The sequence below is a fragment of the Brevibacterium luteolum genome (assembly GCF_013004595.1).
In the GTDB taxonomy this organism is placed as follows: Bacteria; Actinomycetota; Actinomycetes; order Actinomycetales; family Brevibacteriaceae; genus Brevibacterium; species Brevibacterium luteolum.
Genome location: NZ_JABEMC010000002.1, coordinates 201,483 through 223,692 on the forward strand (window position 1 = coordinate 201,483; position 22,210 = coordinate 223,692).

Consider the following 22,210-nt stretch of genomic DNA (forward strand, 5'->3'; position numbering starts at 1 on the left):
CAGGCGGTGCGGCCAGGCAGTGCAGCCAGGCGCGGCTGCAGAGTATGCGCTGCGGAATATTCGCGGTCTGGGTGAGGGTGCTCACAGTGATAGATGAAAAGATATATGATTTCAGATATTGTGTAAAGCAGATCACATCCGAAGCCGTTTCAGAGACCTGCCTCACAGGCAGTATCACCAACAGAAAGCAAGGAGCCCATGGACACCGACGCCGCGACGAACAAACGCACTGCCGCGCTGCCCCAGGTGCCCGGCAAGATCATCGCCGTCCACCTCAGCTACGAGTCCCGCGTCGCCCAGCGCGGCCGCAAACCGTCCAGCCCCTCGTACTTCATCAAGCCGCTGAGCTCGGTAGCCGCCTCCGGTGACCCGGCAGGCGCTGAGGTCGCCCGCCCGGCCGGCACCGAGCTGCTCGCCTACGAAGGCGAGATCGCCCTCATCATCGGCACGCCTGCCCAGCGGGTGAACCCCGCCGATGCCTGGTCGCACGTCGGCTGGGTGACCGCGGCCAACGACTGGGGCCTGTACGATCTGCGCTCCAACGACAAGGGCTCGAACCTGCGCAATAAGGGCCGCGACGGCTACACGCCGCTCGGCCCCGGCCTCATCACCGCCGCCGAGGTGTCCCCTGAGCAGCTGCGCGTGCGCACCTGGCACAACGGGAACCTCGTGCAGGAGGACACCGGTGCCGGCATGTTCTTCCCCTTCGCCCAGCTCATCGCCGACCTGTCCCAGCACGTGACCCTGGAGACCGGCGACATCATCCTCACCGGCACCCCAGCCGGCTCCTCGGTCGCCGAACCCGGCGACGTCATCGAGATCGAGGTCGACGCTCCCGATGCGGCAGGCGCACCGTCGACCGGCCGGCTGGTCAGCACCGTCGTCGAGGGCCCGGGTGACTTCGATGCCGCGATCGGCTCGCTGCCGAAGGTCGATGACACCCAGCGTGAGGAGGCCTATGGCTCCCGTGAGGCCGCCGGTTTGGATCCGCACCCGGCCTTGACCGCTGAGCTGCGCGCCAAGCTCGCTGAGATCCCGGTCGCCGGGCTGTCCCAGCAGCTGCGCCAGCGCGGGCTGAACAATGTCACCATCGACGGGGTGCGCTCCAACCGGCCGGGCGCCAAGATCGTCGGCACCGCCAAGACCCTGCGCTTCATCGCCGGGCGCGAGGACCTGTTCACGAGCCACGGCGGCGGCTTCAACGCCCAGAAGCGCTGCTTCGACACCGTCGGCGAAGGCGAGGTCATCGTCATCGAGGCCCGCGGCGAGACCGGCTCGGGCACCCTCGGCGACATCCTCGCCCTGCGCGCCAAGACCCGCGGTGCCGCCGGCATCATCACCGACGGCGGCGTGCGCGACTACGCCGCCGTCGCCGACATCGACATCCCGGTCTTCTCCCAGGGTGCACACCCTGCCGTGCTCGGCCGCCGCCACGTGCCGTGGGACACCGACCTGACGATCAGCTGCGGCGGCACCGTCGTGCAGCCCGGCGACATCATCGTCGCCGATGACGACGGCGCCATCGTCATCCCCCCGGCCCTGGCCGAGGAGGTCGCCGAGGCGGCAGCGAAGAAGGAGACCGAGGACGCCTGGGTCTTCGAGCAGGTCGCCGACGGCCACCCGGTCGACGGACTGTTCCCGATGAACAAGGACTGGCGCGCGAAGTACGAAGCCGACCAGCAGGCTGGCCGGTCATGAGCCGCCAGCCAGCCACCGCCTCGGCGACGGCGAGCCCACCGGAGGTCGAGACGACCGTCGTAGCCTCGAAGTCGCAGCGGGCCTACGACTGGATCCGCGAACGGATCCTGTCAAAGGAGTTCGGCTCCGGGTACCGCCTCGTCCTCGCGCCGATCGCCGAACAGTTGCAGATGAGTGCGATCCCGGTGCGCGAGGCGATCCGGCGGCTCGAGGCCGAGGGCCTCGTCGAATACGACCGCAACGTCGGCGCCCGTGTCGCGCTCGTCGACGAGCAGGCCTACCTCGATGCGATGCAGACCCTCGGCGTGGTCGAAGGCTATGCGACCGCGCTGTCGGCGCCGCTGCTCGATGCGGCTGCCCTCGATGAGGCCGAGGCGATCAACGAGCGGATGCGTTCGCTGCTCGACCGGCTCGACCCCAACTACTTCACGCAGCTGAACAAGGAATTCCACTCCGTGCTGTTCAGGGCGTGTCCCAACCCGCTCGTCCTCGAGCAGGTGCACCGCTGCTGGACGCGGATGTCGGGACTGCGCGATTCGACGTTCACGTTCGTGCCCGGCCGGGCCGAGGAGTCGGTCGTCGAGCATGCGCAGATCCTCGGGCTCATCCGCGACGGAGCCGAGCCCATCGACATCGAGCTCGCCGCCCGCAACCACCGCCACCGGACCCTGCAGGCGTTCCTCGACCGCAATCCCGCCACCTCGCCGACCGGGCCGGCAGCCGACCGGCAACCGGCCACCACTGACCACCTGCCCACCTGATCGCATCTGCCCACCTGATCCGTTTCACCCACTGACTGCGTCCGGCCCTGGGCGCACCGACACTCGGAGGGAATCCATGACGAACACTGACACCCCGAACCAGGCATCGCTGAGCGAGCGCCACGTGCCGGCTGATCTGCCCGAGCGGATCCAGCACTACATCAACGGCGAGTTCGTCGACTCGCTCGACGGCAGCACCTTCGACGTCCTCGAACCGGTGTCGAACGAGACCTACGTGCAGGCCGCCGCCGGCAAGAAGGCCGACATCGACCGTGCCGTCGAGGCCGCCCGGAATGCCTTCACCGAGGGCCCGTGGCCCAAGATGCTGCCGCGTGAGCGCTCGCGCGTGCTGCACCGCATCGCCGACATCGTCGAGACCCGCGGCGACCGGCTGGCCGAACTGGAGTCCTTCGACTCCGGTCTGCCGATCTCCCAGGCGCTCGGCCAGGCCCGCCGCGCGGCCGAGAACTTCCGGTTCTTCGCCGACCTCATCGTCGCCCAGACCGATGACACCTTCAAGGTCCCCGGCCGCCAGATCAACTACGTCAACCGCAAGCCGATCGGTGTTGCCGGCCTCATCACCCCGTGGAACACCCCGTTCATGCTCGAGTCCTGGAAGCTCGGCCCGGCGCTGGCCACCGGCAACACCGTCGTGCTCAAGCCGGCGGAGTTCACCCCGCTCTCGGCCTCGCTGTGGGCTGGGATCTTCGAGGAGGCGGAGCTGCCGGCCGGTGTGTTCAACCTCGTCAACGGTATGGGCGAGGACGCCGGCGATGCGCTCGTCAAGCACCCGGACGTCCCGCTCATCTCCTTCACGGGTGAGTCGAAGACCGGCCAGCTGATCTTCGCCAATGCAGCCCCCTACCTCAAGGGCCTGTCGATGGAGCTCGGCGGCAAGTCCCCGGCCATCGTCTTCGACGACGCCGACCTCGACGGCGCTGTCGACGCCTGCGTCTTCGGCGTGTTCTCCCTCAACGGCGAGCGCTGCACGGCCGGTTCGCGCATCCTCGTCCAGCGCAGCATCTACGACGAGTTCGTCGAGAAGTACGCCGCTCAGGCCAAGCGCGTCAAGGTCGGCTACCCGCACGATCCGAAGACCGAAGTCGGCGCGCTCGTGCACCCGGAGCACTTCGAGAAGGTTATGAGCTACGTCGAGATCGGCAAGACCGAGGCGAAGCTCGCCGCCGGCGGCGGCCGCCCGGAGGGCTTCGAGTTCGGCAACTTCGTCGCCCCGACCGTGTTCGTCGACGTCCCGCCGACCGCCCGGATCTTCCAGGAGGAGATCTTCGGCCCCGTCGTCGCGATCACCCCGTTCGACACCGAGGAGGAGGCGCTCGAGCTGGCCAACAACACGAAGTACGGCCTGGCCGCCTACGTGTGGACCAACGACCTCAAGCGCGCCCACAACTTCGCCCAGGCCGTCGAGTCGGGCATGGTGTGGCTGAATTCCAACAACGTCCGCGACCTGCGCACGCCCTTCGGCGGCGTCAAGGCCTCCGGACTCGGCCACGAGGGAGGCTACCGCTCGATCGACTTCTACACCGATCAGCAGGCCGTGCACATCAACCTCGGCAAGGTACACAACCCGTCATTCGGCAAGCAGTGAGCGCTCCGCGCAAGAAGTAGGGAACCGTCATGACCACCACACCACCGCCCGCCAACCCGATTCCGACCCCGCAGGCCCCGGCACCCGATGTGCTGCGCTGCGCGTACATGGAGATCCAGGTCACCGACCTTCAGCGCTCACGCGACTTCTACGTCGACGTGCTCGGGCTCGTCGTCACCGCAGAGGACGACAACGCCATCTACCTGCGCTCCTTCGAGGAGTTCATCCACCACAACCTCGTGCTGCGCAAGGGCGACGTCGCCGCGGTCGCCGCGTTCTCCTACCGGGTCCGCACCCCGGAAGACGTCGACCGCGCCGAGGCGTACTTCACCGAGCTCGGCTGCCGCGTCGAGCGCCGCCGGGACGGCTTCGTCAAGGGCATCGGAGACTCGGTGCGCGTCGAGGATCCGCTGGGCTTCCCGTACGAGTTCTTCTACGACGTCGAGCACGTCGAGCGCCTGGCCTGGCGCTACGACCTCTACACGCCTGGCGCGCTCGTCCGCCTCGACCACTTCAACCAGGTCACCCCGGACGTGCCGCGGGCGGTGAAGTACATGGACGACCTCGGCTTCCGCACCACCGAGGACATCCGCGACTCCGAGGGCACCGTCTACGCCGCCTGGATGCGCCGCAAGCCGACCGTCCACGACACCGCGATGACCGGCGGCGACGGCCCGCGCATGCACCACGTCGCCTTCGCCACGCACGAAAAGCACAACATCCTCGCCATCTGCGACAAGCTCGGAGCGCTGCGTCTGTCGGACCACATCGAGCGCGGTCCCGGCCGTCACGGCGTGTCGAACGCCTTCTACCTCTACCTGCGCGACCCCGACGGCCACCGTGTGGAGATCTACACGCAGGACTACTACACCGGCGACCCGGACAACCCGGTCGTCACCTGGGACGTCCACGACAACCAGCGCCGCGACTGGTGGGGCACCCCGGTCGTGCCGAGCTGGTACACCGACGCCTCCCTCGTCCTCGACCTCGACGGCAAGCCCCAGCCGCTCGTGTCCCGTAAGGACGATTCGGAGATGGAGGTCACCATCGGCGCCGACGGGTTCTCCTACACTCGGGACAACGACGAGGATTCGATGCCGGAGTGGAAGCAGGGCGAATACAAGCTCGGCCACCAGCTCTGATCCATCCCACCCCACCCGCACCACCGCCTCGGGCGCGGTCGCTGCCCTCAGCAGCCGCTGCCAGGCCACCGTTGCCAGGCCACCGTTGCCGAGGCGGTGGGCACCTCCGCCTGGAAGGAGACCCCATGCTCGATGAGCAGACCATCGCCCAGATCGCCGACGAGCTCGCCGAGGCTGAGCGCACCCACACCCAGATCCCGAGGCTGACCGCCCGGTTCGAGTCCATGACCGTCGAGGACGCCTATGCGGTGCAGAACGAGTGGCGCCGCCGCCAGATCGCCGCCGGGCGGAAGCAGGCCGGACGCAAGATCGGCCTGACCTCGAAGGTCATGCAGCAGGCGACCGGGATCAGCGAACCGGACTACGGCGTCATCTTCTCCGACATGGTCTACGAGAACGGTTCGGTCATCGAGCATGAGCGGTTCTCCGGGGTGCGCATCGAAGTCGAGCTCGCCTTCGCGCTCAAGGAGCCGCTCGCAGGCCCCGATGTCACCGTCTTCGACGTCATGCGCGCCACTGAATACGTCATCCCGGCCCTGGAGATCCTCGACAGCCGCGTCGAGATGGACGGCCGCAGCATCGTCGACACCATCAGCGACAACGCCGCGATGGGGGCGATGGTCATCGGCGGCAACCCGACCGACCCGCACGACGTCGACCTGCGCTGGGTCTCGGCACTGCTGTACCGCAACGAGTCGATCGAGGACTCCGGTGTCGCCGCCGCGGTGCTCAACCACCCGGCGATGGGTGTCGTGTGGCTGGCCAACAAGCTCGCCGAGCACGGTGACAGCCTCGCCGCCGGTGAGGTGATCCTCGCCGGCTCGTTCACGAAACCGATGTGGGTTCAGCCCGGCGACACCGTGCTGGCCGACTATGGACAGATGGGAACGATCTCATGCCGCTTCGTCTGAACCCGACCTTCGCCGCCGAACTGCAGCAGGCGACCGGCGCCCCGGGCGCGGGCACTGCTGCCGCGCGCACGCTCTACGGCGGCTGGGTGTCCTCCGGTTCGCCGACGATGGCCGAGATCATGGCCGGTGCCGGCCTCGACTGGCTGCTCATCGACATGGAGCACACGCCCAACAGCCTGGAGTCCGTCCTCCACCAGCTCTACGCTGTCTCCGCCTACCCGGCGACGCCGGTCGTGCGGGTGCCGGTGGCCGATGCGACGATCATCAAGCAGATCCTCGACCTCGGCGCGCAGAACCTGCTCGTGCCGATGGTCTCCACGCGTGCCGAAGCCGAGGCGGTGGCTGCCGCAGCGCAGTACCCGCCGGCTGGTGTGCGGGGCGTGGGTTCGGCGCTGGCGCGCTCGGCGCGCTGGAACCGGGTGCCGAACTATCTGACCGAGGCGGCTGAGCACGTGTCGGTGTTCGTGCAGATCGAGACGCGCACCGGGGTGGAGAACGCCGCGGCGATCGCCTCGACGCCCGGCATCGACGGCGTTTTCGTCGGGCCCTCGGACCTGGCCGCCTCGATGGGGCTGCTCGGTCAGCAGACGCATCCGGATGTCGTCGCTGCGGTGCGCTCGGTGCTCGCCGAGGTGCGGGCGGCCGGCATGTTCGCCGGTGTCAACGCCTTCGACCCGGACACCGCGCGCGCCTATGCGGAGGCCGGTGCCCAGTTCATCCTCGTCGGCGCTGACGTCGCGATCGTCGCCCGCGGGGCGGAGAAGCTCGCCGCGGACTTCATCGGGAACGCCGCGGACTTCACCGGGAACTGAGGATGCACAGGCATTGATCTGACGCTCACCGCCGCCTTACGATGAGGATTCCACTGCCGGAATCCGGGCAGACCGCGCCTGCCGGGCTGAGGGGAGAGACGATGCAGATCACCGGAGCCGTCCTCGAGCAGATCGGGGCCGGCCGCCCCTACGCCGACACCCGGCCGCTGACGATCAGCCGCCTCGACCTCGACGAACCCGGCCCTGAAGATGTGCTCGTGCGCATCCGCGCAGCAGGGCTGTGCCACTCGGATCTGTCCGTCGTCGACGGCAACCGGCCCCGGCCCACCCCGATGCTGCTCGGCCACGAGGCCTCCGGCATCGTCGAACGGGTCGGTGAGCAGGTCACCGACATCGAACCCGGCCAGCAGGTGAGCACCGTGTTCCTGCCGCGCTGCGGGCAGTGCGCCAACTGCGCGACCGACGGCAAGCTGCCGTGCGCTCCCGGCACTGCGGTCAACAACGCCGGCACCCTCGTCGGCGACCGGATCCTGCTGCGCCGCGACGGGGCAGAGGTGCGCCACCACCTCGGCGTCTCCGGTTTCGCCACCCATGCGGTGCTGCACCGCTCCTCGGTCGTGCCGGTCGGAGCGGATGTGCCTGCCGACATCGCCGCAGTCCTCGGCTGCGCGGTGCTCACCGGCGGTGGGGCGGTCATCAACGCAGGCCGCCCAGCCGACGGCGATGACGTCATGGTCGTCGGACTGGGCGGGGTGGGGATGGCTGCGCTCATCACCGCGCTGTCGCTGAAGACGCGCGCCCGGACCGGCAGCGACGGTGGTGGTGACGGTGGTGGCGACGTCGGCAAGGTGATCGGCGTCGATGCGAATCCGGCGAAGCTGTCCCGGGCGATCGAGCTCGGTGCCGATGCCGCTCACACCCCAGCCGAGGTGGCCGAGCAGGGTGTGCGCGCTCATGTCGTCATCGAGGCCGCGGGACATCCGAGGGCCTTTGAGACCGCCGTTGCTGCGACCGGGGTCGGCGGGACGACCGTGACTGTCGGCCTGCCGGCACCCGATGCGCGTTCGGAGATCACCCCGCTCGTACTCACCGCTGAAGCGCGCACGATCATCGGCTCCTACCTCGGCTCAGCTGTGCCGGCACGCGATATCCCGGTCTATGAGCGACTGTGGCGTGAGGGTGCGCTGCCGGTCGGCGAGCTCATCTCCGGGCACATCCGGCTGGAGGAGATCAACGACGCCCTCGACACACTCGCCGACGGCCAGGCCGTCCGCCAGGTCGTCATGTTCGACGACCCGGCAGACGCCTGACCTGGCGTGGCGACGGTGGCCGCGTGAGCCGGCGCCGGCGCTGTCAGTCCGCTGACTTCGGCGCTCCGATGCCCGGGTCGATCTGCGTCGGGCCGTCTGCCGAGGGCCGGATGTCGATGTCGAAGATCGCCGTCGGCAGGTAGACGGTGGCACATGAGTTCGGGATGTCGACGACGCCGGAGAACCGGCCTTCGATCGGCGCCGCGCCCAGCAGCAGGAAAGCCTGCTCAGCGCTGTAGCCGAACTTCGTCAGGTAGTTGATCGCGTGCAGGCAGGCCCGCTGATACGCCAGGTGCGAATCGAGGTAGCGCTGCTCGCCGTCGAGCGTGACCGAAGTGCCGGAGAATGACAGCCATTCCGAGTACTGCGGATCGACGTTGCCCGGCATGAACACGGCGTTCTCCTTCACGCCGTAGGTGTCCATGCCGCCCTTGATGAGGTCGACGCGCAGGTCGATAAAGCCGCCCATCTCGATGCCGCCGCAGAACGTGATCTCACCATCCCCCTGCGAGAAGTGCAGGTCTCCGACGGAGAAGTTCGCGCCGGGCACGAACACCGGATAGAAGACACGGGTGCCCTTGGTGAGGTTCTTGATGTCCTGGTTTCCGCCGTTCTCACGCGGTGGTGCCGTGCGAGCACCTTCGGCTGCGGCGGCGGCGAAGGCCTCGCCGGTCAGCCCACCGAGCACTGCATCCTTGGGCTCCGGCGGCAGCGCCAGAGGCGGCAGGCGATTGGGGTCGGTGGCGATGAGATCGGCTTCGCGCTTGTTCCACTTCTTCAGCAGTTCGGCCGACGGCGCGGTGCCCATGAGACCCGGGTGGATGATGCCGGTGAAGGACACTCCAGGCACATGCCGGGATGTCGCGGTCTGACCGGTGAAGTCCCAGATCGCCTTATAGGCATCGGGGAACTGGTCGACGAGGAAGGATCCGCCGTTGCTGCGCGGGAAGATGCCGGTGTAGCCCCAGCCCTGGCCGGCCAGCGGCCCCTCGTCTTCCTGTGGGATCGGTCCGACATCGAGGATGTCGACGACGAGCAGATCTCCTGGCTGCGCGCCCTCGATGGCGAACGGGCCTGACAGTGCATGGACCTTGCTCACCGGAGCATTGCGGATGTCATCTGCCGAGTCGTCGTTCTTGATCGCCCCGTCGAACCACTCACGGCAGTCAGCGCGGAACGTGTCGCCGGGCTTGAGGGTCTCGACCGGTGGAATGTCCGGGTGCCAGCGGTTGTGCCCGAGCTTCTCCTGCTCGGTGAAGGACTTCGTCGAGTCGAGTGGAAAGATGTTCTTCGGCATTGCGCGTTCCTTTCAGAAGTGCGGCGCCGTCGTGGTCGTCAGGGCCGCGGGAGTTTGGCGTGCAGCGGGTTGCGCGTGATGCGCGGTTGGGGGGCCCGCTTGGTGTGAGGCAGTGAGGAAACAACGGATGGTTCGTGTGCGGTGCGTTCGGTCGATTCGACGAGGGACTTGGCTGCTGACTGGCGGTGCAGTCCAGCGGCACCGATCTGGCGGCGGGCTGAACCGCTGCATTCAGGGCAGGTCACGGCAGCTGGCACATCGGCCATAGAGAAGGATTCTTCGATGACTCCGCAGGTCTGGCAGCGGAAGTCGTACAGCGGCATAGCGGCACCCTGCCTTTCGCAATGCTCCATTGCGCTGTCGGCACTTTGCGGCGGAGAGCTTCACCGAAGCCATCGCCTCCGCGAGAAGTGCGATATCTGTGATCTAGGCCACAGCCTATCCCGGATTGCAGATGCCGTCACCCGCTGCACGGCAGCGACTGGGACCTCACCTAACTCGCACTACCCGTGAACTCAGCGACTGTGACACGGTTGAGCCATGCGTGATCCGAAGAAGAAGCTCAGCGCTGACGAGGTCGCCGAGGCGAACCTGGCTGACTGGCAGCAGCGCGGTGAGACCATTACCGCGACCTATCGCACCGGTGATTTCGCCACGGGCCTGGAGTTCACCAACCGGATCGGCGCTGCCGCCGAGGACGCCGATCACCATCCCGACATTCTGCTGACCTACCCGCAGGTGCAGGTGACGTTGTGGAGCCATGATGTCGGAGGGCTGACGAGCCGTGACGTCCGCATGGCCCGCACCATCAGTCAGCTCGCCGCCGAGCAGGACCTCGAAACCGTCTGACCTCAACCAGTCCGGCGTCTGCCGCTGTGCGGCGCACCGCCACTGTGGGCACTTCGTGTGGAATCCAGACCACTCGCTTCTGCACGAAACGCACGCGGAATCGTCGGATCGTGTGCATCTCGTGGGGAATCGAGGCTCATCCATTCGACACGAACTGCACACAGCCGGCCAATCCAACCCGGCGCCAGGGACTCATCAACGTCCACTGCTGCCTCGAGACCTCTCGATGTTGCACTCAACGACTATGAATCCGGATTCTGATAGTCGTTGAGTGCTGAATCCAGACTCCTCGATTCAGCAGTCAACGCATATCGCGCCTCCGACCGGCTCAGCCCCGCCCTGTCAGCCGGTGCGTTCCGAGCACTTCATGCCGGGTCGGCCCGTGCCGGAGGTGGGAGGCGACGAGGCTGATCTCCTCGACCCTCCAGCGCAGCGGCGGGAATGCGTCGAGCACCTGCAGCCATTTCGTCGCGTTGATCGCCCGCCTGCCGGTGCGGGCGAGCGTCAGATGCGGCACCGGATCAGCCGAGTCGACCCGGGTGCCGGCATTGTTGGCGACATTGCGCGCCCGCTGCTGCAGGCGGATGACCTCATCCCGCCCCGCCCCGATCCCGAGATAGAGCACCTTCGCCTCGGCCGCGTTCGGAAACGCTCCTCCCCCAGCCAACTCGATGTCGAAGGGCGCAATCGTCTGGGCGGTCTCGGCGAGCATCTCGTCGATCCGGTCCTCGCAGTCGGTAGTGACATCGGGCATGAACGCCAGCGTCACGTGCCACAGCCGTTCAGCTGTGAAGCGCAGGTTCTCGTCGATTCCGCGCCGGGGCTCGACGAGCTCACCCAGCGTCTGCACGATCTCAGACGGCGGGTGGATGGCGGTGAACATCCGCTGTCCCATCAGTCCTCCTCAACCCCGCACCCTGACCGGCCCCTCAGCCCTCGCCGCGGTCCCGTTCGGCCCGGCGGATCATATCCGGGTTGAGGTCCGCGAGAGTCGCGGCACCCATGAGGTGCATGGTCACCCGCATCTGCGCTTCGAGCAGTTCGAGGACCTTGCGCACGCCGGCCTCGCCTGCAGCCATCAGGCCGTAGAGGTATGCCCGGCCGATGAGCGTGAAGTCGGCCCCGTAGGCGAGCGCGGCGAGGATGTCGGCACCGTGCATGATCCCGGAGTCGAGGATGATCTCGACGTCGTCTCCGGCGGCGGCGCGCACCACCGGTAGGGCATCGAAGCTCGTCGGCGCGCGGTCGAGCTGGCGACCGCCGTGGTTCGATACGACGAGGCCGTCGGCGCCGTTGTCGAGTGAGCGCTGCGTGTCCTCGGCGGTGAGCACACCTTTGACGAACAGCTTCCCGGGCCACTGCTCGCGGATCCAGGCGAGGTCCTCCATCGACAGGGTCGGGTCGAACATGCCGTTGACGAGGGCGGCCAGCGATGAGGTGTCATCGGACAGCGAGGCGAAGGTCAGCGGGTCAGTGGTGAGGAAGTTGAACCACCATTCGGGGCGGTAGGAGGCGTCGAGCACAGTGCCGATCGTCAGCTTCGGCGGCACAGACAGGCCGTTGCGCACGTCGCGCAGCCGGCGGCCGGAGACTGCCGTGTCGACGGTGACGAGCAGGTTCCGGTAGCCGGCAGCCCAGGCCCGCTGAATGAGGTCAAGAGACGCCTCCCGGTCGCGCCACAGGTACAGCTGGAACCACTTCGTCGCATTCGGTGCGGCTGCGGCGACGTCCTCGATCGACTGGGTGCCCATCGTCGACAGCGAAAACGGCACGCCGGCGCGTTCAGCCGCTCGCACCCCGGCGACCTCGCCCTCAGCCTGCATCATGCGGGTGAAGCCGGTCGGCGCGATGCCCACCGGCAGCTCGAAGGTCTCGCCGGCGACCGTGGCGCGCAGATCGATGTCGTCATTGGCGGCCAGGATCGCAGGGATGAATGTCAGTTCGCCGAAGGCATCCCGGTTGCCGTAGTGCGTGCTTTCGGATTCGGCTGCCCCGTCGACGTAGTCGAACGGCCCGGTCGGGGTTCGCCGTTTGGCGATCCGCCGCAGATCCTCGACGCTGCTCACCCGGGTGAGCCGGGCCTGGCGGCGATTGCGCTGAAGGTCGAACTGCAGCAGCGGGCCCAGATCGGCCCAGCGGGGTATGCGTCGTCGTAGTGCCATGGCCACAGGCTACCGTCTTGCCCGCCGTCGCCGAGGCGGTGGCCGCCAGAGGAGATCCGGTCCCAGAATGGCTGGGAACCGCGGTGTGCGTGTGCCAGGATGAGGCCATGGCTGATCTTGTGCTCTTCCATTCCGCGCTCGGGCTGACCGAGGGCATGTCCCAGCTGGCAGCGCAGTTCTCCGATGCCGGTCACGCTGTCCACACCCCCGACTACTACGAGGGCCATGTCTTCGACTCGGTCGATGCCGGCATCGCTTACCGCGACGAGGTCGGCTTCCCGGAGCTTGCGAAGAAGGCCGCCAGCCTTATCGAAGACCTCGAGGGCCCGCTCGTCTTCGGCGGCTGGTCACTCGGTGCCGCGCTGGCCCAGTCGATGGGCAAGCGTGATCCCCGCGCGGCCGGCGCGCTGCTCTTCCACGCCGGAGGTGTGCCGAAGAAGACCTCGTGGCAGGCCGGGGTGCCCCTGCAGATCCACTACGCGATCGGCGATGAGTGGATCGATGCTGGTGCGCCGGAGCTGCTCGTCGCCTCCGTCGCCGAGGCGGGGGCGAACGCCGCGCAGTTCGTCTACCCCGGCGACGCGCACCTGTTCACCGACCCATCGGCCCCGGAGTACGACGAGGATCTCGCCTGCCTGCTCATGGCCCGGGTGCAGGCGTTCCTGGCAGAGGAGATCGACCGCAACCGGACCTGATCAGACCGCGCTCTGATCGGCGGAGCGGGGAGCTCGAACTGCGTCGTTCACGCGACCGGCGGGGTGGGACCGCAGGGTATGGCCGAATATATCTTCAAAAACTTTATTTGCGCCCTGACCTGCAACGATAGTTGTTACACAGGCTGCCGGGACTCGTTTTCACCGCTGTGAGGGCCCGTTCTGTGGTAGTGATGTCAGTGCCTCAATCTAGGTTAGAGGCAGATACACCGAAGGAGGTGATCTGCCATGACCGCCGAGTCCGTTCCAGCTGATGGCGCCCAGCCGGCCGAGGCCCATCCGGAGTTCCTCGATGCTGCCGACATCGCACAGTTGAAGGCGCACTGCCCCGAACTGCTGGCTGCGGTCACGGCACTAGAGGACACCGGCGCCACGATCCAGCACAATGCCGCCCTGGACAGCGCCGCGGCGATCGCCATCGGCAAGGGACTTGAGCTCGTCCGCCGCAAACTCGAATCGGCCACCGCTCAGAGCACGCGCCTCATGTCCCAGCAGATCGAACCCAGCCACTACGGTGTGCGGAAGCTGCCGGCACTGCTGAAGCAGAAGATGCGCATCACCACGTACGAGGCCCGCCGCCGGCTGTCGATGGCCCGCTGCTTAACGGAGCATCACAGCACGACCGGTCAGCCGATCCCGGCCCAGCTGCCGGAAGTTGCTGCCTGCCTGCAGGCAGGCACGATCTCGGTGGACCAGGCGCAGGCGATCATTCAGCAGATCGATGCGCTGCCACCTCGCGTGCGCGCCGAGCACGAACCCGCCGTCGAGCGTGTGCTGGTTGAAAATGCCCCAGGCCTGCGGGTGGAGGAATTCCGGGTGCTGGGCAAACGCATCCTCGGCTACCTCGACCCAGACGGGAAACTCGAAACCGAACCCAGCCACCCGGATGACTACTTCGTCACCGTCAACCAGAAGACCAATGGCGACTGGATCCTGCGCGGTCTTCTCGACTCGACAACCGGGCTGACCCTCAACGCACTGCTGACCAACCGCCAACAAGGCCCTGCCGATATCGTTGAGACAGTCCGCACTGCAGCAGACAATCCACAAGGTGGCTCCGCGTCCCCTGAAGAGGACGGTTCCACTGTGGCCGGTGCCGGGCACCTCGACGCGGCAGGCTCATCGTTCGGCCCACCCGCCATGGATCCGTTCGCGGACTCCTGGGAGGACGCCGGCTGCCAACCGAACGCAGCCACAACCGATGGCAGCCCGACCATCGCACCGGTCTTCGACGACACCCGTCCCGACGGAGCACGCCGCCACGACCGGTTCTCAGTCCTCATCACCCGCGGCGCCTGCGAACCCACCGGTGCCGGCTCATATGCCCTCGTCGTCACCGCCACAGCTGAACAGCTCGCACGCGGTGAAGGCGAAGTCGAAGCCGCAGGCGGCCACACACGACTCGAAGACATCCTGCAGCTCTCCCCTGGAGGCAAGTTCTACTACTCCTCCACCAGACCAGGCACCCGCGACGTCAAGGTCCGCACAGAAGGCCGCTTCGCCACTCCAACCCAAATGACACTGCTCAAAGCACGCGACCGCGGCTGCAGCTTCCCCGACTGCGATATCCCCGTCGGCTGGTGCGAAGCCCACCACATGCACGCCCACCGCCACGGCGGACCCACCGATCTGAACAACCTCACGCTGCTGTGCCGTTTCCACCACGCCTGGCACGAACGCCACGGCTGGCGATCCACACTCCTCAACGGGCTACCCGCCTGGATACCACCCCAGACCCTCGACCGAACCCAACGACCGCTCTTCCACTCCCGATTCCAAGCCGAACTAGCCGACCCAGTCACACTCTTCCCCGAATGATGTATCCGCCTGCCTAAGCGGGCTACCGCCGGAGCGCTCCTCGTGGGGTGACCGGACGTGCTCGCCGCATCACCCCACCGGCAGCTCAGTCCATCACGAGCCCGTTGTCGACGATGAGGTTCTGGCCGGTCACCGCGCGTGAAGCCGGTGAGGCGAAGAACGTCACCGCCGAGGCGAACTCCTCCGGCGTCGTGACATGCCCCAGAGGCGTGTTCGCAGCGATAGCATCGAACACCTCATCAGGGGTGGCCGAGGACGCGTCGGTGGTGCGCAGCAGCCCGCCGGAGACCATGTTGACGCGCACACCCAACGGGCCGAGGTCCTTGGCGTAGGTGCGGGTGAGCGAGAGCAGCGCGGCCTTCGCGGCGGTGTAGTCGTGGTAGGGCACGACGGGGTTCTGGAACAGGTTGGTGCCGATGTTGACGACCCGACCCGAACCGATCTCGCGGAATCCGCTCATCGCAGCCTGAATGACGTGCATCGCCCCGCCGACGGTGCCGCGGAACTGCTGCTCGAAGGCGGCGAAGGCGATCTCATCGGCGTCCGGGCGCTCATCGCCGTTGAAGGAGAAGTCGACAAGCGCGTTGTTGATGACGGTGGAGACCGGCTGCCCGAACTCCTCGCGGGCGGTCTCGAACATCGCCACCACCTGGCGGAAGTCGGTGACGTCGGCTTCGACGGCCAGCGCGCGACCGCCTCGGGCTCGGATCTGCTCGGCGAGCTCCTGGGCCTGGTCAGCCGAATAGCGGTAATTGATGACGAGTGCCGCGCCTTCGCGGTAGAAGGCCTTGACGAGCGCGGCGCCGAGCCCGCGGCCGCCTCCGGTGACAAGGACGAGCTGTTCGTTCAGCGGCAGCGCCGCCGTCGTGTGAGCCTGCGCGTTCGACATCGAAACTCCCTAAGGCTGGGGCCGCACGCGGCCCGTGGACGTGAGGTGCCACCAGCCTATCCGGTTCGCACCGGTCTGAGCAGTGCGCGCTCAGCAGGGCTCAGCCCCGTCCGGCGCGTTCGGCTGCGCGGCGCTGCCGGCGGGTGAGGAACTCTCCGTCGCCAGCGGCCTGATCCCCTCCCGACGCGGTGGTGGCCGGTTCCGAGGCGGTGGTGGCCGGTTCCGAGGCTGAGGTTCCCTCCGCCTCGGCGACGTCGCGTGCTGGGACGGACGCTTCACCCGGGCGGGTCGCAGCGGCGCCGTCGGCGAGACGGTCGCCGTCCTCGCCGCCGGGCAGTTCCGAACGGTCGAAGCCGAGCTTCCTGCCCGGGGCCGTGAGGGGGTAGAAAATGAGGAACCACAGAGCGATGAGCACGCCTGCGATGATGAGGATGCTGCCCCAGGCCGGGATCGTGCGGTCGAAGGCGAGCAGCGCTTCCTGCAGTGCTCCGGCGGTCGTGGTGGAGATGATCTCCGGGACGCCGACGAGGCCGTTGGTGGCCATGAAGATGACGCCGACGGCGATGAAGACGATGCCGGAGATGAGCGAGGTCGTGTGGAAGTCGCGGCCAGCGATCGTGATCGTCTTGCCGCGCAGCCACGAGATCCGATCGGCGCCGAGCTTCTGCCAGACAACGGCGATGACGAACACCGGCACCGCGATGCCGAGCGCATAGACCGACAGGTAGAACATGCCGGTGAGCGGACTGCCGCCCGAGGCCGCCAGGGTGAGCACGGCACCGAGGATCGGGCCGGTGCAGAACCCGGCGACACCGGAGACGATGCCGAGCACGTAGGCACTCAGCAGCGAGGCGGTGCCGCCGCTGCCGGCGCCGGGGTTGCGCAGACTCTCGGGCATGAAGCGGCCCAGGTCGAAGCCGAGCCCGAAGATCTGCAGCAGCCCGAAGATGATGAGCAGGACGCTGGCGACCATGATGAGGGTGGTGCGGTGGGCGGTCAGCAGCGCGCCGATGAAACCGGCGCCGGCACCCATCGGCAGCAGGATCGTGAGCAGCCCGATGAAGAACATCGCCGCCCGGCCGACGAGCTTCGTCCCACCTGAGACACTGAAGGCGAAGAACGCCGGGATGAGCAGCGCCCCGCACGGGCTCAGCAGAGCGAGCACGCCACCGAGGAAGGCTGCGGTGAGTCCGATGGTCATGAACTGCCTCCTGCCTCGTACGGGTTGTCCTGCTCAGCGGCCTCGATGGCCTTCTGGAACTCCTCCAACGGCTGTGCACCGGACATCGGCTGCCCGTTGATGACGAAGGCCGGGGTGGAGAACGCACCGACCTCGGCGGCCTCTTCGGCGTTGTCGCGCACGTGCTGGTAGGCCTCATCGGATTCCATGTCGCGCTCGAACTGCGCGAGGTCCATGCTCAGCGCCTGCGCGGCCGCAGTGAGCTTCTCCTGTGTCAGGTCAGGGGGGTCGAGCGGCTCGCCGTCGCCGAACAGGCTCTGGTGGAACTCGATGTAAAGGTTCTGCTGGCCGGCCGCCCACGCGGCGCGGGCGGCTCGGTTGGAGTCCTCGCCGAAGAAGTCGACGTCGCGCCATTCGATGCGCAGCTTCGCCTCATTGAGGTACTGGTCGATGAGCTGCGGTTCGACCTCGGCGGAGTGCTTGGCGCAGAACGGGCATTGGAAGTCGGTGAAGACGACCATCGCCACCGGCGACTCGGGGTTGCCGAGCCCGAAGGGGTCCTCAACGTCACGCCGAGCTTCACCGGGGGTCTCGCCGTCGGAGTCGCCGTCGGCAGCAGGCGAAGCGCCGGCACCGGCGTCGCCTCCCTGGCCAGCCGTCCGGGTCTGCTCAGCCACCGGGGCAGGCTGGTCGTCCTCGTCGATGACGAGGATGAAGATCGCGATGAGGGCGATGACGAGGATATTCACCGGAATCGCCCAGAACCAGAAGGGACGCGAATTGGCACGCACCCTGACACCATAACGAATGTCCTCTGTGCCGGTACATCCCCTGACACAAGGTCACTCGCGGCTTATTGAAGTTTTCGGTGTCGGCACAGCCTGCTCCCCTGCCTGGCCCCGGCAGCTGCGGTGCGCCTCACGTTGCGCTGTGCGCCACACCCCGGTGACCACAAGCCCCCTTGCCGTCAACGAGCAGCCGCACACCACCTCGGGCCCGGTGCCGTCGATCCTCGCCTCCAGCTCCCTGCCCGGGGCCGCGACCGCCGCCTGAGCGCGCAGGGACGCCGAACGCCGGGCACCTGCCGGTTGCAGTGATTTGCCAGCTTGGGTATTAGGATGAGTCGGAGACTCTGCACCGTCAACCTTGCGAAACGGACCCTTCTTTGAACGGCAATTCGACTTTCCGGCATTCCAACGTCGCGCTCCTCGGCCTGGTCGAGGTGACGGCACCCGTGGAGGTCACCTCGGCCTCCTTCGACCAGCGACTCGCCGGAACCCTTGAGCGTCTGGGACTGCCCCACGGCCTGCTCGAACGCGTCGCCGGGGTCAACGCCCGCCGCAACTGGGAGCACCCCTCGGACTTCTCCACCGGTGCCGCCGAGGCCGGGCGCAGGGTGCTGCGCGAGACCGGCATCGACGCCGAGCAGGTCGGGCTCATGATCAACACCTCCGTCACCCGCGAGAACCTCGAGCCCTCTGTTGCGGTGTCGATCCACCACGGCATCGGCCTGCAGCCGCACGCCATGAACTTCGATCTCACCAACGCCTGCCTGGGGTTCGTCAACGGCATGACCCTGGCAGCGACGATGATCGACTCCGGCCAGCTCGACTACGCCCTCATCGTCGCAGGTGAGGACGCCTCCCGGGTGCAGGAGTCGACGATCGAGCGGCTCTCCCGCCCGGAGATCACCCGGGCCGAATACCTCAACGAGTTCGCCTCGCTCACCTTGGGCTCCGGCGCCTCGGCCGCCCTGCTGGGCCCGGCGGACAAGCACCCGGAGGGCCACCGGATCCTCGGCGGGGTGACCCGGGCGGCGACGTGGAACCATCAGCTGTGCGTCGGCGACCACGACGGCATGTTCACCGACGCCAAGGGACTGCTGGAGAACGGCATGGAACTCGTCACCACCGCCTGGCACACCGCCCACGGCGACGGCTGGGACTGGCGGAACATGGACGCCTATGTCATGCATCAGGTCTCTGACATCCACACGAATTCGATCGCCAAGGCCGTCGACCTCGACACGACCCGGATCCCGAAGACCTACCCGCAGCTCGGCAACGTCGGCCCGGCCTCCCTGCCGATCACGCTCACCCGCAAGGCCGCTGAGCTCAGTGCCGGCGACCGGGTGCTGTGCATGGGCGTGGGCTCGGGCCTGAACACGGCGATGACGGAGATCGAGTGGTGAGACTGCCCGGCCTCAGCCTGCGTCCTGGCAGCTCCGGCCTGCCGGCCCGGCCCGCCTCGACGCCGGGTGCGCTGCCGGGCTGGGATGAGCAGTGGTCGCGTCTCGTGACCGTCGGCACCGTCGACGGCGAGCGCACCTTCCACGTCCTCGACACGCTGCCGGCCCTGCAGGCCGAAGGGCTCGCACCAGCCGGCACGATCCTCGCTCTGCACGGCAACCCCACCTGGTCCTACCTGTGGCGCCACCTGGCTGCCGTTTCGCTTGACCGTGCCCGAGGCGGGGGTCCCGTCTGGCGGGTCATCGCCCCGGACCAGCTGGAGATGGGATTCTCCGAACGCCTCTCACACACCGGCCTGCCGACCACCCACGGTCCTGGTTTCCGGCGCATCGCCGAACGCGTCGCGGATTTCGACGCCGTTGTCACCGAGCTCCTCGCCGAGCGCCCGGCCGAGCGCACCGTCACCCTCGGCCACGACTGGGGTGGGGTGCTGTCGCTGACGTGGGCGGCCCGCAATCAGGACCGCATCGACGCGGTCATCTCACTCAACACCGCTGTCGCCCAGCCGGAGGGCACCCCGATCCCGGCACCCCTGCAGGCGGCTCTGGCCGGGCCGATGCTGCCGCTGTCAACAGTGCGCACCGACTGGTTCCTGCGCACCACCCTCGCCCTGGCCCAGGGCTCGCTGACCGATGCACAAAAGGACGCCTTCCGCGCCCCGTACCGCACGGCTGAGCTGCGCGGCGGGATCGGCGCCTTCGTCGCTGACATCCCGGCGGTCGAGACCCACCCGTCGTACGCCGAGCTGCAGCGCCTCGGTGACGACATCGCCGGCATCGACCTGCCGGCCCTGCTCATCTGGGGGCCGAAGGACCCGGTGTTCTTGGAGCGGTTCCTGCGCGATCTGCGCCACCGCCTGCCCCAGGCCGATATCCACCGTTGTGAGAAGGCCTCCCACCTCGTCAGCGAAGACGCCGATGTCGCCGGCATCGTCCTCGACTGGCTCTCCGCCCAGTTCGACGCACCTGGCCAGGCGACCGGGACTGCTGAGGCAACGGGCGCCTCGGGAGCGGCCGACGACCAGGCGCCCACCACCGCTGCTCCGACCACCTCCCGGATGATCTACGATGCGCTGGCCGAACGCGCCGACGACGAGGCGATCGCCTCGGTCGACATGTCCCAGAACCCGCCGCAGTCGGTGAGCTGGCGGCAGCTCTCCGGCGTCGTCGACGGAATCGCAGCCGGACTGCAGGCCCGCGGCCTGGCGCCCGGCGACCGGGTGTCGCTGCTCGTAACCCCCGGCAACAACCTCACAGCCGCCGCCTACGGCGTGCTCAAGGCAGGCGGCACCGTCGTCGTCGCCGACGCCGGCCTCGGGGTGGCCGGGATGACCCGGGCGATCCGGTCTGCCGACCCGCAGTGGATCATCGGCGAACTTCCCGGCCTCACCCTGGCTCGCACCGCCGGCTGGCCGGGCCGGCGAATCTCCATCAGCCCCCTGCCGGGTCCCGAGCGGCTGGCGCTGAACGTCGAGACCTCGCTGACCGAACTCATCCGCGAAGGCCACGCCCACCTCGCCGCCGGTGAGCCGCTGCGCACCCCAGCACCCGCGGATCTGGCTGCGGTGCTCTTCACCTCCGGCTCAACCGGCCCGGCCAAGGGCGTGCGCTACACCCACGCCCAGCTCGCCGCCCTCATGGACGTGCTCACCCGCACCTTCGACATGCGCCCAGGCGCCGGCCTCGTCGCCGGGTTCGCGCCGTTCGCGCTCTTCGGCCCCGGCCTCGGGGTCACCAGCGTGACTCCGGACATGTCGGTGACGAAACCGCGCACGCTCACCGCCGCGGCCCTAGCCGATGCCATCGCCGAGGCGGACTGCACGATGGTCTTCGCCTCACCTGCCGCCTACACCAACGTCTGCGCGACCGCCGGTGACCTCACCGAGGCACAGCGGGCCGCCTGTGCCGGGGTCGAGCTCGCGCTCTCGGCCGGAGCGCCGGTGCCGCTGTCGCTCATGAACCAGGTGGCAGAGGTCTTCCCGCACGCACAGATCCACTCCCCCTACGGGATGACCGAGGGGCTGCTGCTGGCCGATATCGACCGGCACGCAGTGGCCACCGCCGAGGCGGAGGGCACCGCGCGCACGGACGGCACCGGCTCGAACGGCACCAGGTCGGACGGCACCGCGCGCACCGACGGCGCCGATGATGCAGGCCCAGGTGCACAGGCGGCGCGCGGCGTGTGCGTCGGCACCCCGATCGACGGGGTGCGCTTCGCCCTGGCCCCCATCGGCGCCGACGGCCGGTCTGCCGATGAGCTGCTGACCGGGACGGACGCCCAGCAGGTGCTCGGAGAATTCGTCGTCTCCGCCGCCCACATCAAGGACGGCTACGACCGGCTGTGGTCGACCGACCAGCAGGCCGGCCGCGACACGCTCGACGGACAGCGCTGGCACCGCACCAACGACATCGGCCACATCGACACCGCTGGCCGCATCTGGATCGAAGGCCGCCTCCAGCACATCATCACCACCCCGGCCGGGCCGCTCGGCCCCGGCGGGATCGAAGCGCTGACCGACCGCGACCCGGCAGTCTTGCGCTCGGCGGCCGTCGGCGTCGGACCGACCGGCACACAGGCACTCGTCCTCGTGCTCGAACCCGCCACCGGCAGCGACCCGGAATCCCGCGAACCCCTGGCCCCCGGCCTGGCACCGCTGCCGGTCGCCCAGCGACTGCGCGCTCAGGTGGCCGCCGTAACCGGCTCGGACGTCGCCGCCGTGCTCATCGCCCCGTCGTTCCCGACCGACATCCGCCACAACTCGAAGATCGACCGCTCCCGGCTGGCTGACTGGGCCGCCGCCGTGCTGGGCGGCGAGCCGATCCGCACACCCTGACGACCCCCTCGGGACCGGC

The 22,210-nt window shown here is 68.1% G+C and carries 19 protein-coding genes; 12 read left to right on the forward strand and 7 right to left on the reverse strand.

The window, feature by feature from the left end; genetic code table 11:
- Positions 1 to 198 precede the first annotated feature (198 nt).
- From HLA91_RS04380 to HLA91_RS04410, 7 genes are all read left to right on the forward strand, one after another.
- Positions 199 to 1,698 (forward strand): fumarylacetoacetate hydrolase family protein, encoded by a 1,500-nt coding sequence (locus HLA91_RS04380; RefSeq protein ID WP_170273708.1) that lies wholly within the window; start codon positions 199 to 201, stop codon positions 1,696 to 1,698.
- Entirely contained in the window at positions 1,695 to 2,459 is a 765-nt protein-coding gene (locus HLA91_RS04385; RefSeq protein WP_170273709.1) for a GntR family transcriptional regulator, read from the forward strand. The genes HLA91_RS04380 and HLA91_RS04385 overlap by 4 nt, the downstream gene beginning before the upstream one ends.
- Positions 2,460 to 2,535: 76 nt before the next feature.
- On the forward strand, positions 2,536 to 4,065 hold the full coding sequence (hpaE, locus tag HLA91_RS04390; RefSeq protein ID WP_170273710.1) for a 5-carboxymethyl-2-hydroxymuconate semialdehyde dehydrogenase: 1,530 nt from the start codon (positions 2,536 to 2,538) through the stop codon (positions 4,063 to 4,065).
- A gap of 29 nt (positions 4,066 to 4,094) precedes the next feature.
- Entirely contained in the window at positions 4,095 to 5,207 is a 1,113-nt protein-coding gene (hpaD, locus tag HLA91_RS04395; RefSeq protein ID WP_170273711.1) for a 3,4-dihydroxyphenylacetate 2,3-dioxygenase, read from the forward strand.
- A gap of 125 nt (positions 5,208 to 5,332) precedes the next feature.
- The gene (gene hpaH, locus HLA91_RS04400) at positions 5,333 to 6,118 is read left to right on the forward strand and encodes a 2-oxo-hept-4-ene-1,7-dioate hydratase (RefSeq protein WP_170273712.1); all 786 of its coding nucleotides are present in this window, start codon (positions 5,333 to 5,335) and stop codon (positions 6,116 to 6,118) included.
- Positions 6,103 to 6,930 carry an HpcH/HpaI aldolase family protein gene (locus HLA91_RS04405; protein ID WP_170273713.1) on the forward strand — a complete coding sequence of 276 codons (828 nt, stop codon included), beginning with the start codon at positions 6,103 to 6,105 and terminating at the stop codon, positions 6,928 to 6,930. The genes hpaH and HLA91_RS04405 overlap by 16 nt, the downstream gene beginning before the upstream one ends.
- Positions 6,931 to 7,031: 101 nt before the next feature.
- Positions 7,032 to 8,201 carry an alcohol dehydrogenase catalytic domain-containing protein gene (locus tag HLA91_RS04410; protein WP_170273881.1) on the forward strand — a complete coding sequence of 390 codons (1,170 nt, stop codon included), beginning with the start codon at positions 7,032 to 7,034 and terminating at the stop codon, positions 8,199 to 8,201.
- Between the two features lie 43 nt (positions 8,202 to 8,244).
- Here the strand turns inward: HLA91_RS04410 and fmdA are convergent, their stop codons facing one another.
- Both fmdA and HLA91_RS04420 read right to left on the reverse strand, forming a co-directional pair.
- Positions 8,245 to 9,498: a formamidase gene (gene fmdA / locus HLA91_RS04415; protein WP_170273714.1), complete on the reverse strand. Its 1,254-nt coding sequence runs from the start codon at positions 9,496 to 9,498 to the stop codon at positions 8,245 to 8,247.
- A gap of 38 nt (positions 9,499 to 9,536) precedes the next feature.
- Positions 9,537 to 9,851 (reverse strand): FmdB family zinc ribbon protein, encoded by a 315-nt coding sequence (locus tag HLA91_RS04420; protein WP_338076776.1) that lies wholly within the window; start codon positions 9,849 to 9,851, stop codon positions 9,537 to 9,539.
- Positions 9,852 to 10,038: 187 nt separating this feature from the next.
- Between HLA91_RS04420 and HLA91_RS04425 the strand changes: the two genes are divergently transcribed.
- Entirely contained in the window at positions 10,039 to 10,347 is a 309-nt protein-coding gene (locus tag HLA91_RS04425) for a 4a-hydroxytetrahydrobiopterin dehydratase (protein WP_170273716.1), read from the forward strand.
- 328 nt (positions 10,348 to 10,675) lie between these two features.
- Here HLA91_RS04425 and thpR read toward each other — a convergent pair whose 3' ends face one another.
- Positions 10,676 to 11,242 (reverse strand): RNA 2',3'-cyclic phosphodiesterase, encoded by a 567-nt coding sequence (gene thpR / locus HLA91_RS04430; protein WP_170273717.1) that lies wholly within the window; start codon positions 11,240 to 11,242, stop codon positions 10,676 to 10,678.
- Between the two features lie 34 nt (positions 11,243 to 11,276).
- Complete coding sequence (locus HLA91_RS04435) at positions 11,277 to 12,509, reverse strand: alpha-hydroxy acid oxidase (RefSeq protein WP_170273718.1); 1,233 nt, start codon at positions 12,507 to 12,509, stop codon at positions 11,277 to 11,279.
- Between the two features lie 107 nt (positions 12,510 to 12,616).
- Between HLA91_RS04435 and HLA91_RS04440 the strand changes: the two genes are divergently transcribed.
- Both HLA91_RS04440 and HLA91_RS04445 read left to right on the forward strand, forming a co-directional pair.
- Entirely contained in the window at positions 12,617 to 13,204 is a 588-nt protein-coding gene (locus HLA91_RS04440; protein ID WP_170273719.1) for a dienelactone hydrolase family protein, read from the forward strand.
- A gap of 246 nt (positions 13,205 to 13,450) precedes the next feature.
- On the forward strand, positions 13,451 to 15,040 hold the full coding sequence (locus HLA91_RS04445; RefSeq protein WP_170273720.1) for an HNH endonuclease signature motif containing protein: 1,590 nt from the start codon (positions 13,451 to 13,453) through the stop codon (positions 15,038 to 15,040).
- Positions 15,041 to 15,125: 85 nt separating this feature from the next.
- Here HLA91_RS04445 and HLA91_RS04450 read toward each other — a convergent pair whose 3' ends face one another.
- The 3 genes from HLA91_RS04450 to HLA91_RS04460 all read right to left on the reverse strand — a co-directional run bounded on the left by HLA91_RS04450 (position 15,126) and on the right by HLA91_RS04460 (position 17,900).
- Positions 15,126 to 15,929 carry a 3-oxoacyl-ACP reductase gene (locus HLA91_RS04450; RefSeq protein ID WP_170273721.1) on the reverse strand — a complete coding sequence of 268 codons (804 nt, stop codon included), beginning with the start codon at positions 15,927 to 15,929 and terminating at the stop codon, positions 15,126 to 15,128.
- 100 nt (positions 15,930 to 16,029) lie between these two features.
- Positions 16,030 to 17,130 carry a cytochrome c biogenesis CcdA family protein gene (locus HLA91_RS04455; protein WP_170273722.1) on the reverse strand — a complete coding sequence of 367 codons (1,101 nt, stop codon included), beginning with the start codon at positions 17,128 to 17,130 and terminating at the stop codon, positions 16,030 to 16,032.
- A complete protein-coding gene (locus HLA91_RS04460) occupies positions 17,127 to 17,900 on the reverse strand; it encodes a DsbA family protein (RefSeq protein ID WP_102162384.1) in 774 nt (257 codons plus the stop codon). The genes HLA91_RS04455 and HLA91_RS04460 overlap by 4 nt, the downstream gene beginning before the upstream one ends.
- A 374-nt stretch (positions 17,901 to 18,274) precedes the next feature.
- Between HLA91_RS04460 and HLA91_RS04465 the strand changes: the two genes are divergently transcribed.
- Both HLA91_RS04465 and HLA91_RS04470 read left to right on the forward strand, forming a co-directional pair.
- The gene (locus HLA91_RS04465; protein WP_170273723.1) at positions 18,275 to 19,300 is read left to right on the forward strand and encodes a 3-oxoacyl-ACP synthase III; all 1,026 of its coding nucleotides are present in this window, start codon (positions 18,275 to 18,277) and stop codon (positions 19,298 to 19,300) included.
- Positions 19,294 to 22,191, forward strand: coding sequence for an alpha/beta fold hydrolase (locus HLA91_RS04470; RefSeq protein ID WP_259855920.1), 2,898 nt, complete (start codon positions 19,294 to 19,296; stop codon positions 22,189 to 22,191). Before HLA91_RS04465 ends, HLA91_RS04470 begins: the two co-directional genes overlap by 7 nt.
- The last annotated feature ends 19 nt before the right edge of the window (positions 22,192 to 22,210 follow it).